We start from the raw sequence: 16,307 nt of genomic DNA, 5'->3' as shown, positions 1-16,307 counted from the left end.
CGAGCAGGCCGAAGCCGCGGTCTCGAGCGAGGGTCGCATGGTCAACGAGCAGGTCGCTGACGAGGACATCGCCGCCGTGATCGCGGCGTGGACCGGCATCCCCGTCGGCCGTCTGCTGCAGGGTGAGAGCGAACGACTGCTGCACCTCGAATCCGAGCTCGGTCGTCGCCTGATCGGCCAGAAGGATGCCGTCAAGGCCGTGTCCGACGCCGTGCGGCGCTCCCGCGCAGGCATCAGCGACCCGGGTCGCCCCACCGGCTCGTTCCTGTTCCTCGGGCCGACCGGTGTCGGCAAGACCGAGCTCGCGAAGGCCCTCGCGGACTTCCTGTTCGACGACGAGCGCGCCATGGTGCGCATCGACATGTCGGAGTACGGCGAGAAGCACTCCGTCTCCCGGCTCGTCGGCGCTCCTCCCGGATACGTCGGCTACGAGCAGGGCGGTCAGCTCACCGAGGCCGTGCGGCGTCGCCCTTACAGCGTGGTGCTGCTCGACGAGGTCGAGAAGGCGCACCCCGAGGTGTTCGACGTGCTGCTGCAGGTGCTCGACGACGGTCGTCTGACCGACGGCCAGGGTCGCACGGTCGATTTCACGAACGTCATCCTGATCCTGACCTCGAACCTCGGCTCGCCGATCCTCATCGACCCGACGCTGTCGCCCGATGAGAAGCGCGAGCAGGTGATGGCTCTGGTGCACCAGGCGTTCCGTCCGGAGTTCCTCAACCGCCTCGACGACATCGTGATGTTCTCGGCGCTCAGCCAGGACGACCTCGCGCAGATCGTCGAGCTCTCGATCGACCAGCTGCACAACCGGCTGCGTGATCGCCGGCTCACCCTCGCGGTCACGCCGGATGCGCGGTCGTGGCTCGCCGAGCGCGGATACGACCCGATGTTCGGTGCCCGTCCGCTGCGGCGCCTCATCCAGACCGAGGTGCAGAACAAGCTGGCGACGGCGCTGCTCTCGGGTGGGGTGCACGACGGCGACACGGTGCGCGTCGACGTGGCGGCCGACGGCACGGGCCTCGTGCTCACGTCGACTGCGCCGGAGCCCGACTCCGGGACCGAGCCGGACGACGATGACGTGATCGAGGCCGAGCTGCTCGACGAGTAGGACCCGACCTGCGGGCGGACACAGCGCCGGACACAGCAGAGGGGCGGATGCCGCAGCATCCGCCCCTCTGTCGTATGTACCCGAGCGGACGTCAGGCGCTGAGGATGACCGTCTCGCCGATCGGGCGGCGCACGCGCGGTGCGGTCTCGCCCTGCTGGAGGCCCTCGGGAAGGCCTGTGGCGTCGCCGTACTCGCCGACGGCGATCACGGTGAGGGCCGAGAACCGCGGCGACAGGTCGGCGAACTCGCGGATGACCTCGGGGTCGAAGCCGCTCATCTGGTGCACGAGGAGACCCTCGTGGTGGGCCTGCACCGAGAAGTGCGCCACGGCCTGGCCGAGGTCGTATACCGCGTGGCTGATGGCCTTGCCCTCTTCGGACTCGGTCTCGGCGATCGCGACGATGAGCGCCGACGCCTTCGAGGCCCAGAGCTGGTTGAACTCGACCAGCGAGTCGACGACCTGGTCGAACAGGGCGGTGCCGCGGCGAGCGACGATGAACCGCCACGGCTGCAGGTTGTAAGCGGACGGCGACCAGCGCGCGGCCTCGAGGGCGGCGTTCAGCTTGGCGTCGTCGATCGTGTTCTCCGCGTCGTAGGCGCGGGGGCTCCAGCGCCCGGCGAGGACGTCGAGGACGGGGTGCTCGGTGGGGGCGGTGCGGTCGATCACGGGAGTGCTCACGGAAGTGCCTTTCAGAAAGGAGTCGATCGGACTCCTTCGTCCGGGTACGAGGGTGTCAACGGATGTATGTGCGCGCATATTCCCGATGACGTCATCGGGAGTCATCGTCCGGTCACCCACCGGATGCGGCGGCGTAGGACTCCGGCGCGCCGACGAAGCCGCACCCGCAGAGGCTGCTCCTTCGCCGCGGCGAGGAGCTTGGCGTCGTACACCGCGTGGAGCTCGCGAGACCAGCGTCGCGTGACTGCGGCGTCTGAGAAGTCCTTGGCGCGGGAGACCGCGCGTTGACGCATGGCATCCACCCCGGCCCGTGGCATCGTCTGCAGCTCGGCGATCGTTCGGGAGAGCGCGGCGACGTCGCCTTTCGGGACGAGGAAGCCGTCTACCCCGTCGCGGATGATGTCGGCAGGACCGTAGCGGATGTCGTAGGCGATCGGCAGGCAGCCGACCGCCATGCTCTCCGCCAGCACCAGCGGCAGGCCCTCCGAAGTCGACGTCAGAAGGCTGAATCCCGCCGACTCGAACGCCGATCGCGCGAGCGGGTCGTGCCCGCGCAGACGGATGTAGGAGGCTGCGTCGCGCGTATGGATCCGCTGGCGCAGCTGTTCCTCGTCGGGGCCCTCTCCGAAGATGTCCGCGTGGATTCCGGGAGCGTCGGACTGTGCGGTCACAAGTGCATCCACCGCGTGCTCCAGGCGTTTGCGCCTGTTGAGCGAGGCGACGATCACCGCATGGGTGCCATCGCGCTCGGACGGACCATGCGAAGGAAGCTCGACACCGTTCGGGATGGTGCGGATCCGAGCCTCGACCCCGACGGTCGAGAGATCCTCGACGAGGTCTGTCCGCTGGCGCTCGGTCAGCACGACGATCCCGTCGAACTCGTCCGCTCGTCGCAGCACGGAGGCGCGCGAGGCGCGGAGGGCGCCCGCGCGTCCGCCCAATCGGTGCGAGGCATGGATGATGTGGATCGTGACGACGTGCTGCCGTCGGTATCCCAGCACCGATCGCGCCGCCGTCTTCGAATCGACCACGAGGAAGCTCGGAGCCCCCGCGGTCAGACGGTCGAGCCACCAGCGATGCAACCCCCGGCTCGTGCGCCAGGAGCGCACCGCGCGCCCGTCGGCGTCGTAGAGGACGATCCTCTGATCCGCCTCTGAACGCTCCGTGGACAGCAACGAGCCGTCGCGACGGAACCGGTCGACCGCCACCACCCGGCCTGACGCGTCTCGGCGAGTCCGGCTCATCACTGCTCCCGCGAGCACGATGACCTCGTCGTCAGGCTCCGGCACGAGGGGCGCGCGAGCATCGGGGGCCTGAGCGGCGGGTCGAAGCGTCCGATCACGCAGATCGTCCCAGAGATTGCGGATGCGCACGCCGTCGATCAGCTCGCCCGAAGCTCGCAGCCGTTCCTCGAGATCGGCGTAGTCCGCTCGATCATCGAGTGTGAGGATGTCGACGTCGACGCCGCCGAGCTCGTGGAACGACCGGCTGCGGCGCAGCATGGCGCTGGTCATACCGCCGTGCTGGTCCGCGATCCCCCAGGTCAGGGCGAAGTGCCGGGCGCGGGGGAGTCGGAGGGGAGCCAAGAACATTCTCTCGACTGTACGACTGCAACATGCGTGGCGGATGTGCGCCGGTGGGCCGCAGACGGAGCAGTTCTCCGCGTGCTCAGTCGAGCAGGTTGCGGGAGGCGGCGGAGGCGAGCGCTCGCCGCACGGCGCGGATCGACGGGGCCGCCGCGGACACCCTTCGAGCCGAGGAGAAGATCTCCCGCCGCGGCTCCTCGGGGAGCGCGGTGAGTGCGACGGTCGGCGCCTCGCCGGCCCACACGAGCTCGGGCAGCAGACCGACCGCGAGACCGGCTCGGATCAGGCGCACGTGAGCGGTGAGGTCGGCGACCTCGAAGCGCACGTCGGGTTCGAAGCCCGCGGTGCGGCAGAGCTGCTCCGCCCACGCGCGGGAGGCGGTGCCTGCGGGCTCGAGCACCCAGGGCTCATCCCTGGTCGACCACAGCGCGGCGACGGCATCGGCATCCTCGGCATCCGCTGCGCCGGGCTGCCGTGCGAGGGCGATCGAGTCGTGCACGAGCACCACCCTGTCGAGGTCGGCGTGGATCGGACGGGTGCGGCCCGGGTACTGCTCGGCGAGGATCAGATCGAAGTCGCGGCTCGAGACTCCGACGAGCCCGGTCTCGGGGTCGCTCTCGGTGACCTCGACGCGCAGGGCCGGATGCTGCTCGCGCAGTGTGTTGAGCGCCCCGGGGAGCAGGGAGTGCGCCGTCGACTGGAACACGGCGATGTGCACGGTGCCGGTGACCTCGGTCAACGACTCGGCGACGGCGACCTCGGCGTGCTCGAGCTGGTCGAGGATGCCGATGGCCTCGGCCACGAGCACGTTCCCCTGCGGGGTGAACTGCACGCCGCGGCCCACGCGACGAAGGAGGGGGACGCCGACATCCCGTTCGAGCGCACTCAGCTGCTGGGACACCGACGCCTTGCTGTACGAGAGCGCGTCGGCGACCGCCGAGAGGGTGCCGCGACGGGACAGTTCGACCAGCATCCGCAGTCGGTTGACGTCGAGCATCCGCACTTCTTTCGCACCGGTGAAATCGTTCATCGAAACTGAACAGAAATCACTCGAATCGGTTGATAGACGTAGCCTACTCGCGCGTCTGAGAATGATCGAGCCGCACACGATCCCGGGTGTGCGATCCCCCGGAAGGTTCACCCTGATGACTGTCGTCGCCGACACCACCACTCCTGACACGACGCCGCGCACCGAAGAGGTCGCAGCCCTCGTGCAGCGCTGGCTCGCCGAGAGCGAGACCCACCCCGTCGAGCCCGCCGCCCAGCGCCTCTCCGAAGTCCTGAAGGACCCGAACGGTCTCGCCTTCACGGTCGGCTTCGTCGACGGCGTGATGCGCCCCGAAGACCTCAGCGTCGCGGGCCGCACGCTCGCCGAGCTGTCGGAGATCACCCCCTCGCTGCTGCCCGGGTACCTGCGCGCCGCGATCAAGACCGGTGGCTTCTGGGCGCCGAAGCTGCCCGGCGTCGTCGTGCCGATCTCGCGCCGCGTGCTGCGCGCGATGGTCGGGCACCTCGTGCTCGACGCGACGCCGTCGAAGCTCGGCCCGGCGATCGCCAAGCTGCGCAAGAGCGGCAACCGCCTGAACCTCAACCTCCTCGGCGAGGCGGTGCTCGGCGAGCGTGAGGCCGGCCGCCGCCTGCAGGGCACCTACGACTTCCTCGCCCGCAAGGATGTCGACTACGTCTCGATCAAGGTCTCGAGCGTCGTCAGCCAGCTGTCGATGTGGTCGTTCGACGAGGCCGTGGCCGACGTCGTGACCAAGCTCACGCCGCTGTACGAGCTCGCCGCGACCTCTGAGGCCGCAGGCAAGACCAAGTTCATCAACCTCGACATGGAGGAGTTCCGCGACCTCGACCTCACGATCGCGGCGTTCACCAGCATCCTCGACCAGCCGGGATTCGAGAACCTCGAGGCCGGAATCGTGCTGCAGGCCTACCTGCCCGACGCGCTCGGTGCGATGCAGCAGCTGCAGGAGTGGGCCACCGCCCGCCGCGCGAAAGGCGGGGCGCCCATCAAGGTGCGTGTCGTCAAGGGCGCGAACCTCGCGATGGAAGAGGTCGACTCGAAGGTGCACGGCTGGCCGCTCGCCACCTACGGCACCAAGCAGGATTCCGACACGAACTACAAGCGCGTGCTCGACTGGTCGATGACGCCCGAGCGCATGGATGCCGTGCGCATCGGCGTCGCGGGCCACAATCTGTTCGACATCGCGTACACCTGGCTGCTCGCGCAGGCGCGCGGGGTCACCGATGCCGTCGAGTACGAGATGCTGCTGGGCATGGCGACCGGGCAGGCCGAAGCCGTCCGCAAGGACGTCGGCCAGCTGCTGCTGTACACACCCGTGGTGAACCCTGCCGAGTTCGACGTCGCGATCGCCTACCTCGTGCGCCGCCTCGAAGAGAACGCCAGCCCCGAGAACTTCATGTCGGCCGTGTTCGAGCTGGCTTCGGACCCCGCTCTGCTGACCCGCGAGCGCGAGCGCTTCGAGCGTTCTCTCGCAGGTCTCGAGGCCGACCGCTCGGTGCCGTCGTCGAACCGCGTGCAGGATCGCGCGGCCGAGGCTGCCGCGAGCGACGCCGTCACCACCGGCTTCGAGAACCAGGCCGACAGCGACCCGGCGATCGCCGCGAACCGCGCGTGGGGTCGCGAGATCCTGGCGCGCTCGGTGGACTCGACGCTGGGTCTCGACTCGATCGCCCTCGCCAAGGTCGAGACGACCGACGAACTCGACGGCATCTTCGCCGCCGCATCAGCCGCCGCGACGACGTGGGCCGGCCTGCCCGCCGCCCAGCGCGCCGCCGTGCTGCACCGCGCGGGCGACGAGCTCGCCGCCCGTCGCGGTCAGCTGATCGAGATCATGGCGCACGAGGCGGGCAAGACCATCGCCGAAGCCGACCCCGAGGTCTCCGAGGCGATCGACTTCGCGCACTACTATGCCGAGCGGGCGCTCGACCTCGAGACCGTCGACGGTGCCGAGTTCGTGCCGTCGAAGGTGACCGTCGTCACGCCGCCATGGAACTTCCCCGTCGCCATCCCCGCGGGCGGCGTGCTCGCCGGTCTCGCCTCGGGCTCGGGCGTCGTCATCAAGCCGGCGAAGCTCACGCAGCGCTGCGGTGCCGTGATGGTCGAGGCGCTGTGGGCCGCGGGTGTTCCCCGTGACCTGCTCGCGCTCGTGGACCTCGCGAACCGCGACCTCGGCACCCGCCTGGTCGCGAGCCCCGAGGTGGACCGTGTCATCCTCACCGGCGCATACGAGACGGCGCAGCTGTTCCGCTCGTTCCGCTCCGACCTGCCGCTGCTCGCCGAGACCAGCGGCAAGAACGCGATCATCGTCACGCCGTCGGCCGACCTCGACCTCGCGGCCGCCGACGTGGCCCGCAGCGCCTTCGGCCACGCGGGCCAGAAGTGCTCGGCGGCATCGCTCGCGATCCTCGTCGGGTCGGTGGCCGACTCGAAGCGGTTCGAGCGCCAGCTCGTCGACGCCGTCACCTCGATGCGCGTCGGTGTGCCCGAAGACCCGGCGACCCAGATGGGGCCGATCATCGAGCCGGCGAACGGCAAGCTGCTGACCGCGCTGACCACACTTGAGCGCGGTGAGCGCTGGCTCGTCGAGCCGAAGAAGCTCGACGACGAGGGAAAGCAGTGGACCCCGGGCGTCAAGATCGGCGTCGCACCCGGTTCGACCACCCACCTGACCGAGTTCTTCGGACCGGTGCTCGGCATCATGCACGCGAAGGACCTCGACGAGGCGATCCGACTGCAGAACGCCGTGGACTACGGCCTCACCGCCGGCATCCACTCGCTCGACTCCGACGAGGTCGCCATCTGGCTCGACCGCGTCGAGGCCGGCAACCTCTACGTCAACCGCGGCATCACGGGCGCGATCGTGCAGCGTCAGCCGTTCGGCGGCTGGAAGCGGTCGGCCGTGGGAGCGGGAGCGAAGGCCGGCGGGCCGAACTACCTGTTCGGTCTCGGCGAGTGGGGTCCCGCTGAGCTCCCGGCCTCAGCCCCCGGCGCCGCCGTGATCCCCGCCGTCGATGCGCTGCTGGCCGCAGCAGGCTCCGACCTCGGCGCCGTCGAGATCGAGTGGCTGCACCGCGCGGCAGCCGCCGACGAGCGTGCATGGACCACCGAGTTCGGCACCGTCAGCGACAAGTCGGGCCTCGGCGTCGAGCGCAACGTGTTCCGGTACCGTCCGGTCGCCGCCGACGTGCGCATCGGGGAGACCGCGGCTCTGGCCGACGGCATCCGCGTGATCGCCGCCGCACTGCGCAGCGGCAGCCCGTTCATTGTGTCGGCTCCTGCGCTGCCGTCGCGGGTCGAGAAGGCGCTGCGCGCCCAGGGCATCACGGTGACTCACGAGAAGGATGCGGCGTGGGTCAAGCGCTTCGCCAAGGCCGCGGCGAAGGCCGAGCACAGCTGGCAGCGCGTGCGCCTCGTCGGAGGCGACGCCTCCGCTCTGTTCGAGGCGCTCGGCGGCACTCCCGATGTCGCCGTCTGGTCGCACGCCGTCACGGGTGCGGGCCGCGTCGAGATGCTGCCGTTCCTGCATGAGCAGGCCGTGTCGATCACGAACCACCGGTTCGGAAACCCCACGACCCTGTCGGACGGCCTGATCTGACCCTCTCTGATCTGACCCTGTCTGTCACCATCTGAACGACGAGGCCCCACCCTGCAGACATCTGCACGGTGGGGCCTCGTCGATGGAGGGGCATCCGAGCGACGTCAGCCGCGCAGCGCCTCGCCGAGCTTGACCCGCGAGCCCATGCGCAGCAGCGAGTTCTCGTAGATCTTGGCGCCGACGACGATCGCGGCGACGCAGCTCGCGAGCAGGATCACCAGGCTCAGCAGCGGCTCCCACCACTGCGCCTCGCCTACGAACAGCCGCATCGGCATTCCGACCGGAGCCGAGAACGGCACGTACGACATGATCGTCAGCACCAGCGGGTTGTCGTTGAAGACGATCACGAGCACGTACGGCGCCATCACCAGCATCGTGATCGGGGTCGTGGTCGAGCCGATGTCCTCCTGACGCGAGACCATCGACGCCGCTGCGGCGAAGAGGGCCGCGAGCAAGATGAAGCCGAAGAGGAAGAACACCGCGAACCAGATGATGGGGGCGCCGAGCGTCGACAGCACCTCGCGTTGACCGGTCGCTATGAGCCCGATCGTCGCGACCGCCGCCAGCGCCAGGATCTGCCCCATCGCGAGGATCGTGTTGCCGACGACCTTGCCCGCGAGCAGGGTGCGCGCCGAGATGGTCGACAGCAGGATCTCGACCACCCGTGTCTGCTTCTCCTCGACCACGCTCTGGGCGATCGTGCCGCCGAAGGTCGCCGCGGCCATCATGAACACCAGACCGAAGGCGATCGCGATGAAGTACCGCAGCAGCGGGTTGGTCGTGGCGGGTTCCAGGATCTCTACCGTCGGGGCCTGCGACAGTGCCGACACGAGACTGGTCGGCGCGTCCTTGAGCGCCACGACCGTGATGCCGGTCGGACCGTCGCCGGGGAGGACGGCGGCGTCGACCTTCTCGTCGCGCAACAGCTGCTCGGCTGCCGCCTGATCCGACACCTCGGTGACCTCGATGTCGGGCACCGCCGACACGAGGGACACGGTCTCAGAGGTCACGGCCACGGGCATCGCATCGGTGTTCTTGCTCGCGAAGCCGCCGATCACGATGCCCGCGAGGGTGATGAGCAGCAGGATGGCGGTGGAGATCAGGAAGGCCTTGCTGCGCAGCTTCGAGCCGATCTCGCGCTCGGCGACGAGCCAGATCATCGAGGCCTGCGAGCCGGAGCCGGAGCCGGAGCCGGCAGACCCGGTGGTGTTCGAGGTGCTCACTGGATGACCTCCTTGAAGATCTGGGCGAGAGAGGGATGCTTGGGGGCGAAGCTCGCCACGTCGCCGCGTTCGACGGCGGTGCGCAGCACGCGCTGCGCGACCTCGGCGTCGTCGGCGTCGAACAGGGCGTAGCCGCCCTCGAAGTCGAGCACGGTGATGCCCGGCTCGGCCCTCAGCCACCCGGCGTCCCCGGCGGAGACCAGCTCGTATCGGCTGCCCGCGTGCTGTGCGCGGAGCGCATCGCGGGAACCGGACGCGCGGATGGTCCCCGCGGCGAGGATCACCAGGTCGTCGCACAGCCGTTCGACGACGTCGAGCTGATGCGAGGAGAACAGGATCGAGGCGCCCTTCGCGGCCGAAGACTGCAGCACCGACGCCACGACGTCGACCGCGAGCGGGTCGAGGCCCGAGAACGGCTCGTCGAGGATCAACACCTCGGGGTCGTGCACGAGGGCTGCCGCGATCTGGGCGCGCTGCTGGTTGCCGAGCGACAGCGACTCGATCGTGTCGCCGAGGCGCTCCTCGAGTCCGAGCTCGGTGAGCAGGGCGGTCGCGCGGGTCGTGGCATCCGTCTTGCTGAAGCCGTGCAGGCGGGCGAGGTACACGATCTGCTCGAGCACCTTCATCTTCGGATACAGCCCGCGCTCCTCGGGCATGTACCCGAAGTGTCGACGGTCGGCGCTGGTGAGCGCCGTGCCGTCGAGCTCGACATGGCCGCCGTCGGAGCCGAGCAGCCCGAGGACGATCCGCATGGTCGTGGTCTTGCCTGCGCCGTTGCCGCCGACGAACCCGGTGAGACGCCCGGGGGCCACCTCGAACGAGACGTCGTCGAGCACACGCCGCGAGCCGTAGCTCTTGGTGATGCCGCTCAGTACGAGCTTTCCTGTGGTCACTTCGGCTTACTCCGTTCGCTCAGTGCATCGCATGCCCTCACGCTATGGCGGGGCGCGGCACCGCGGCATCCCCCCTGCGGCGGATCTGCGCGGTGGATCTGCACCTCGCCCGAAGCCGTGCTCGTCCGCCGCGCGGGGGAGAGCCCTGCCTCAGCCCAGGAACAGGAAAGAGAAGATGCCGATCGCGAACGGGGCCATGGTCACCACGAGCATGACCCCGACGATGATGCCGACGATCAGCCATGGGCTTCGGCGCTTGAGGCGCTGACCGGGCGGGGCGACACCGGGAGGAGGAGGGGTGAGCAGACCCTGCGGAGCCGCGAACGGCAGTGTCGGAGCTCCCGCGGGCACCGGGGCTCCCGCATGCCCCGGGGCTGCGGCCCCGGAGGCGGGGAGAGACGGATGCTGTGCGACAGGCGCGGACAGCCGCAGCCGGTCGTCGCGCCACCGCGCCCACTGGTCGAGCTTCGTCAGCAGAGCGCCGACCGCGCCGAACAGCCACGCCCAGGTCGCCGGGTCGAGCGTCGACACCTCGCGTCGTGCGTAGAGGAAGAGCCAGTCGTCGACGATCTCGACATCGAGCTGTGCGGCGTGATCGATGAAGCGCGCCATGACGTCGGGCGTGAAGAGGTACAGGGCGTCGACCTCGTAGCCCGCAGGGCAGAACAGCGAGAAGTACCGGTCGAAGTCGCCCTCGAGCGAGAGCCGCTGGTCGCCGCTGAACGCGCCGGCGACGGTGCTGCCGAGGGTGTTGTTGCCGAGCGCGTCGAGCACGATGTTCGGCAGCGGGACGTCGAGCTTGACGGCGACGTAGCCCCAGCGGTGCGTCTGCGACTGCTTGCCGTTGCTCGTCGTGTACTGGTAGTTGCCGAACTCGACGAACCGGGGTTCGACCCCGCGGAGCACGTCGGTCGACATCCGGCTCGATCCGCTCGAGAAGATCATCCCGGGCAGAGGCGGGTCATCGATCCGTTCGAAATAGCTCATCGCGTTCGCTCCTGCGAAGCGCGCGAGGCGGAAGCGGGTCAGATTGCGTGTGCGGATGCCTCGACGCACGAGCATCACGATTCCGACGATGAGACCCGCGAACAGCAGCAGGGCGAGGAGCCCGGCGACCGCGACCCCGGTGCCGCGTCCGATCGTGTACCCGAGGCCCAGGATCATGATGCCGATGACCGGCACCACGCACAGCAGGGCGAATCCCATGGCGACCCACGCGACGATCTGCCCGGCGGAGGAGCGATCGGCGGCGCGCTGGGCACGGGCGAACGCGTCGACCTCGGCGGGGTTCACCGGGTCGAGCAGTGCGCGGGCGTCGAAATGACCGGCGGGGGTGCCGGCTGACGGGACGGGCGCTGGTGCGGGAACGGTCACGCCCCCACGCTAGCCGAGCCGATCGGCAGAGGGCTCAGCGCCGCCCGGCATGCAGGGCCGTGCGCACGAGGAGACCGGCGACGAGCGCCCAGAACGCGGCGCTCACGCCGAGCAGCGAGACGCCCGATGCCGCCACCAGGAAGGTGACGACGGCGGGGATGCGCTCGCCGGGGTCGTCGATCGCCTGCTGCACGGATGCGCCGAACGCCCCGAACAGCGCGAGCCCGGCGACCGCGGGGATCACCGCGTCGGGTGCGAGGAGAACGAGCGCGGCGAACGCGGCCGAGAAACCGCCGAGCACAAGATACGACGCCCCGGTCGAGACGCCGGCCACCCAGCGCCGCTTCGGATCGGGGTCGGCGTCGGGGGATGCCGCGAGTGCCGCGCTGATCGCCGCGAGGTTGATCGCGTGGCCGCCGGCCGTGGCCCCGAGCGCGGTGCCGACGCCGGTGACGAGCATGGCGGGACGCCACGGAACCTCGTAGCCGAAGCTGCGCATGATCGCGATGCCCGGCACGTTCTGCGACGCCATCGTGACGATGAACAGAGGGAGAGCGACACCGATCGTGGCGCCGAGCGTGAAGGTGGGCGCCGTGAGTTCGATGCGGGGGATCAGCAGGCCGGCATCGACCGGAGCACCCTCCTGGATGAGCGAGACGGTGACGACGACCGCCGCGGCGAGGAACGCGAGCGGAACCGCCCAGCGCGGTGCGAGACGCGCGAAGACCAGCCAGGTCAGCACGACGGGCACCACTCCCCAGGGGTTGGCGACGAGACCGGTGATCGGCGCGAGACACAGGGGCAGCAGGACGCCGGCGAGCATCGCCTGCGCGATGGACGGAGGGATGCGCGCGATCAGCGCGCCGAGGGCCGGCCAGAGCGCCGTGAGCAGGATCAGCACTGCTGCGACGAGGAACGCGCCGACGGCCGCCGACCAGCCGCCCTCGACCACGCCGGTCGCGGCGAGCAGGGCGGCGCCGGGCGTCGACCAGGCGACGGTGATCGGCATCCGGTATCGCCGGGCGAGGACGATGCAGGCGAGTCCCATCGCGAGGCTGAGGGCGAGCAGTCCGCTGGCCGCCTGCGCCGGTGTCGCGCCGACCGCGCCGAGGCCCGTGAGCACGACGGCGAACGAGCTCGTGAATCCGACCAGCGCGGTGACGATGCCGGCCAGGATCGGTCGGGAGAGGGGCGCGGCGGTCGGCATCCTCCGAGCGTATCGGGGGCCGTGTTACGTGAGTCCCATGCGGTGCGCGAGCACGACCGCCTGGACACGGTCGCGGGCGCCGAGCTTCTGCAGGATGCGTGAGACGTGGGTCTTCACGGTCGCCTCGCCGATGAACAGCGCGCTCGCGATCTCGGCGTTGCTGCGGGCATCCGCGAGCAGCACGAGCACCTCCGCCTCGCGGTCGGTGAGCGGGTCGACGAGCACCACCGGTGCTGTGGGGGCGATGACGGGCCCGGATGCCGGAGCGGCGGTCGGCGCGGGTGCGTGGGCGAACCGTGCGAGCACCCGGCGGGTGACCTCGGGCGCGAGCATCCCGTCTCCCGCGGCGAGTGCGCGAACCGCGGCGATGAGGTCTTCGGCGCCGGCGTTCTTCAGCAGGAAGCCGCTCGCTCCGGCATCCAGCGCCTGATAGAGGTAGTCGTCCCGGTCGAACGTCGTGACGATCGCGATGGCCGCCGCGACAGCGGGGTCGGCGACGATCCGCCTGGTCGCCTCGATGCCGTCCATGTCGGGCATCTGCACGTCCATCGTGATCACGTCGGGGTGCAGAGCGGATGCCTGCGCCAGCGCCTCGGCGCCGGTCGCCGCCTCGCCCACGACCGTGATGTCGGGCTGGGTGTCGAGGATCGTCCGGAATCCGGCTCGCAGCATCGCGTGGTCGTCGACGATGAGCACGCGGATCGGAGGGGCGGGTGCGGGCGTGGTCATGAGGCGGGGCTCGTCTCGGTCAGCTCGTCGGTCTGCAGGGCTGTGCCGCCCAGGGGCACGCGGGCGCGCACGCGCAGCCCGCCCGAGGGACGAGGGGTCACCTCGAGGGTGCCGCCCGATGCCGCGGCCCGCTCGCGCATGCCGAGCTGACCCAGACCCGGTCGCAGCACGGCGACCGCTCGACCGGTGTTGACGACCTCGATCTCGACGCCCCCGTCGTCGTAGCGGACGCGCACGTCGGCGGTGGCGCCGACTCCGGCGTGACGCCGGGCGTTGGTCAGCGACTCCTGCGTGATCCGGTAGAGGTTCACGGCGACGACGGAGGGCACGGCGACCGGCTCGCCGATCACCGCGTAGTCGGTGGGGAGTCCCGCCTCGACCGACGCCTCGACCAGCGAGCGGATGTCGTCGAGGGTCACGGTCGATGCGGCATCCGGTGCCTCGCTGCCGGGGGAGCGCAGGGTCTCGAGCAGCTGCCGGAGCTCATGGATGGCATCGCGCGCCGACCCCTCGATGCCGGTCAGGATGCTCTTGGACTTCTCCGGATCCTGGTCGATCACGAGACGGGCGGCGCCCGCCTGCACGCCCATGACCGACACATGATGGGCGACCACGTCATGCAGCTCGCGGGCGATGCGCACGCGGTCGAGGGCGACGGCTTGAGCGGCTGTCACCTCGCGCTCCCTCTCGAGCTCGGCCGTGCGCTGCTCGAGCACCTGCCGCTCGTGCGCTGCATGCCACGAGCGCTCGCCGAAGTAGTACGCGCCACCGAAGTAGAGCACGTTCAGCAGCAGCTGGATGAGCATGAAGGCCAGATAGGGCGAGAGCAGGCCGGCCGCGACCTCGGCCTTGTCGGCCTCCTCGATCGCCTGGCGGTACATCGTGATGATGAGCCAGACGAACATGCCGACGATGATCGAGACGCGCACGATCATCGCGGCTCGGCGGTTGTTCATCCACGCGCCCACCGTGTACAGCGACACGAACATGGCGATGTTGCCGACGTAGATCTCGGGCACCTGGAACGAGATCGCCAGGAAGTAGGCGACGCACACCGCCACGGCGACGGGGCCGGGCCAGCGGCGCCGCACGCCGAGCGGCACGGTGACGGCGACCGCGTAGACGAGTGCGGTCCAGGGCTCAGCCCGGGTGTCGCCGTAGATCTCGGCGACCGTCGAGAGGGCGGCGCTCAGCACCGCGCCCACGAACATCACGGCGGCGAGGATGAGGTCGCTGCGCTGCTCGCGGACACTGGGCGTGCGGGTGAACGGCGCTGCGGGCATTCCCCCACCGTAGATCGAAGGCGGATGCTGCGGCATCCCCCGCACGGGGGATCACGTCGCCACCGCAGCCGAGCCTCTTGACGGCGCACGGGGCGCGGCGCGGGCGCATACTGTGAAGATCGCCGCCCTCTCGTGCAAAGGAGCACTCTGATGACCGGACGCATTCTGATCGACCTCTTCATGACCCTCGACGGCGTCGCTCAGGGTCCGGGCGGCACTGACGAGGACACCTCGGGAGGGTTCGAGTTCAGCGGCTGGCAGGCCGGATATCCGTCGTCGGGCATGGGAGAGACCGTTTCGCAGGGGATGCAGCAGCTCGACGCGCTGCTGCTCGGGCGCCGGACGTACGACATCTTCGCCGCATACTGGCCGCATCACACCGACGGCCCGTCCGGTGAGATCGGCAGGCTGTTCGATCGGGTGCCGAAGTATGTGGCGACGCGGGATGCCGACATCGACCTGTCGTGGAAGGGCAGCGTGCGCGTCGGTGATGATCTCGCCGCAGAGATCGCCGAGATGCGCGCGCAGCACCACGAGGTGCATGTGATCGGCAGCATCGACTTCGTGCACTCGCTGCTCGCTGCGGGGCTCTTCGACGAACTCAACCTGTGGGTCTATCCGATCCTGCTCGGCAGGGGCAAGAAGGTCTTCGACGACGGCGCGCTGCCGTCGGTGCTTCGGCTGCTCGAGCCCCCGGTCGCGGACGAAGGCGGTGTGCTGCTGCTGCGGTACGGTCGCACGGACCGCGTGCCCGCGGTCGGTACCTTCGAGGACTGATCGGCTTCGAGTCAGCCGAGCAGACGCTCGATCACCCTGGCGACGCCGTCGTCATCGTTCGAGGTCGTGGTCTCGTCGGCGGCATCCTGCACGACGTCGTCGGCATCGGCCATCGCGACCCCGCGGCCCGCCCATCGGAGCATCTCGACGTCGTTGAGCGCATCGCCGAAGGCGATCACATCTCGGCGGTCGATCTCGAGGTGCTCGCAGAGGCGGGCGAGGCCGGTGGCCTTGGTGACACCCTCGGCCATGACCTCGACGAACGGCGCTCCCGACAACGTGGCCTCGAAACCGGTGAGACCGAGGTCGCACAGGGCCTCGAACAGCGCGGACGGTGCGAGCTCCGGATGCCGGATCACGAGCTTCAGGCTGGGAGCGGCGAGCACCTGGTCGAGCCCCACGCCGCCCATCGTGCGCGGATCGCGCTTGTGGTCCGACAGATCGGCGATCTCGGCGTAGCCGTGCTGGGCGACGAACGTCTCGCCGCCCTCGCGCACGCTCGCGAACAACAGCCCGGGGATGCTGGCGCGCAGCGCCTCGGCCAGGGTGCGGATCGTCTCCGCTGGCAGCTCCTCGGCGAACAGCATCCGTCCGTCCGTGAGGTGCGTCGCGTAGGCGCCGTTGCTGCACAGCGCCCAGCCGTCGAAGCCCGCGCCGCTCGCGATCACGCGGAGCCCGATCGGTTGCCGGGCGGTCACGGGCACGACATGGATGCCGCGGGCCCGCGCCTGATCGAGCGCCGCCCGTGTGCGCCGCGTGACCGTGGACGAGGAATCGAGCAGAGTCCCGTCGAGATCGGTGGCGATCAGGCGGAGAGACACAGCAC

The 16,307-nt window shown here is 69.9% G+C and carries 13 protein-coding genes; 3 read left to right on the top strand and 10 right to left on the bottom strand.

Annotation, left to right across the window (positions count from 1 at the left end; genetic code table 11):
* Positions 1-1,108 (top strand): AAA family ATPase (locus tag RQG77_RS15960; RefSeq protein WP_311245622.1); only part of this gene is annotated, 1,108 nt, incomplete at its 5' end.
* Positions 1,109-1,199: 91 nt separating this feature from the next.
* On the opposite strand, the gene RQG77_RS15955 is transcribed toward RQG77_RS15960, so the two are convergent.
* The 3 genes from RQG77_RS15955 to RQG77_RS15945 all read right to left on the bottom strand — a co-directional run bounded on the left by RQG77_RS15955 (position 1,200) and on the right by RQG77_RS15945 (position 4,370).
* Positions 1,200-1,787: a nitroreductase family protein gene (locus RQG77_RS15955; protein WP_311245621.1), complete on the bottom strand. Its 588-nt coding sequence runs from the start codon at positions 1,785-1,787 to the stop codon at positions 1,200-1,202.
* 101 nt (positions 1,788-1,888) lie between these two features.
* Positions 1,889-3,379 carry a glycosyltransferase gene (locus RQG77_RS15950; RefSeq protein WP_311245620.1) on the bottom strand — a complete coding sequence of 497 codons (1,491 nt, stop codon included), beginning with the start codon at positions 3,377-3,379 and terminating at the stop codon, positions 1,889-1,891.
* Between the two features lie 76 nt (positions 3,380-3,455).
* Complete coding sequence (locus RQG77_RS15945) at positions 3,456-4,370, bottom strand: LysR substrate-binding domain-containing protein (protein WP_396653423.1); 915 nt, start codon at positions 4,368-4,370, stop codon at positions 3,456-3,458.
* Between the two features lie 148 nt (positions 4,371-4,518).
* Here RQG77_RS15945 and RQG77_RS15940 point away from each other — a divergent pair, with 148 nt between their 5' ends.
* Positions 4,519-7,995, top strand: coding sequence for a bifunctional proline dehydrogenase/L-glutamate gamma-semialdehyde dehydrogenase (locus RQG77_RS15940; RefSeq protein ID WP_311245618.1), 3,477 nt, complete (start codon positions 4,519-4,521; stop codon positions 7,993-7,995).
* Positions 7,996-8,099: 104 nt separating this feature from the next.
* On the opposite strand, the gene RQG77_RS15935 is transcribed toward RQG77_RS15940, so the two are convergent.
* The 6 genes from RQG77_RS15935 to RQG77_RS15910 all read right to left on the bottom strand — a co-directional run bounded on the left by RQG77_RS15935 (position 8,100) and on the right by RQG77_RS15910 (position 14,704).
* Positions 8,100-9,218, bottom strand: a complete 1,119-nt coding sequence (locus tag RQG77_RS15935) for an ABC transporter permease (RefSeq protein ID WP_396653422.1) — start codon at positions 9,216-9,218, stop codon at positions 8,100-8,102.
* Positions 9,215-10,111 carry an ATP-binding cassette domain-containing protein gene (locus RQG77_RS15930; RefSeq protein ID WP_311245617.1) on the bottom strand — a complete coding sequence of 299 codons (897 nt, stop codon included), beginning with the start codon at positions 10,109-10,111 and terminating at the stop codon, positions 9,215-9,217. The genes RQG77_RS15935 and RQG77_RS15930 overlap by 4 nt, the downstream gene beginning before the upstream one ends.
* A 150-nt stretch (positions 10,112-10,261) precedes the next feature.
* The gene (locus RQG77_RS15925; protein WP_311245616.1) at positions 10,262-11,485 is read right to left on the bottom strand and encodes a hypothetical protein; all 1,224 of its coding nucleotides are present in this window, start codon (positions 11,483-11,485) and stop codon (positions 10,262-10,264) included.
* A gap of 34 nt (positions 11,486-11,519) precedes the next feature.
* Positions 11,520-12,692, bottom strand: coding sequence for a benzoate/H(+) symporter BenE family transporter (locus tag RQG77_RS15920; RefSeq protein ID WP_311245615.1), 1,173 nt, complete (start codon positions 12,690-12,692; stop codon positions 11,520-11,522).
* Positions 12,693-12,716: 24 nt separating this feature from the next.
* Entirely contained in the window at positions 12,717-13,421 is a 705-nt protein-coding gene (locus RQG77_RS15915) for a response regulator transcription factor (protein WP_311245614.1), read from the bottom strand.
* Positions 13,418-14,704, bottom strand: coding sequence for a sensor histidine kinase (locus RQG77_RS15910; RefSeq protein ID WP_311245613.1), 1,287 nt, complete (start codon positions 14,702-14,704; stop codon positions 13,418-13,420). Before RQG77_RS15910 ends, RQG77_RS15915 begins: the two co-directional genes overlap by 4 nt.
* Before the next feature lie 150 nt (positions 14,705-14,854).
* On the opposite strand from RQG77_RS15910, the gene RQG77_RS15905 reads away from it, so the two are divergent.
* The gene (locus RQG77_RS15905) at positions 14,855-15,481 is read left to right on the top strand and encodes a dihydrofolate reductase family protein (RefSeq protein ID WP_311245612.1); all 627 of its coding nucleotides are present in this window, start codon (positions 14,855-14,857) and stop codon (positions 15,479-15,481) included.
* Between the two features lie 11 nt (positions 15,482-15,492).
* On the opposite strand, the gene RQG77_RS15900 is transcribed toward RQG77_RS15905, so the two are convergent.
* Positions 15,493-16,302, bottom strand: coding sequence for an HAD family hydrolase (locus RQG77_RS15900; RefSeq protein ID WP_311245611.1), 810 nt, complete (start codon positions 16,300-16,302; stop codon positions 15,493-15,495).
* Positions 16,303-16,307: the final 5 nt, after the last annotated feature.

Origin of the sequence: Microbacterium sp. WCS2018Hpa-23 (genome assembly GCF_031843845.1) — a bacterium.
Lineage (GTDB): Bacteria > Actinomycetota > Actinomycetes > Actinomycetales > Microbacteriaceae > Microbacterium.
Note: the sequence above shows the minus strand (reverse complement) of the source record. Positions and strands in the feature narration are given on the sequence as shown.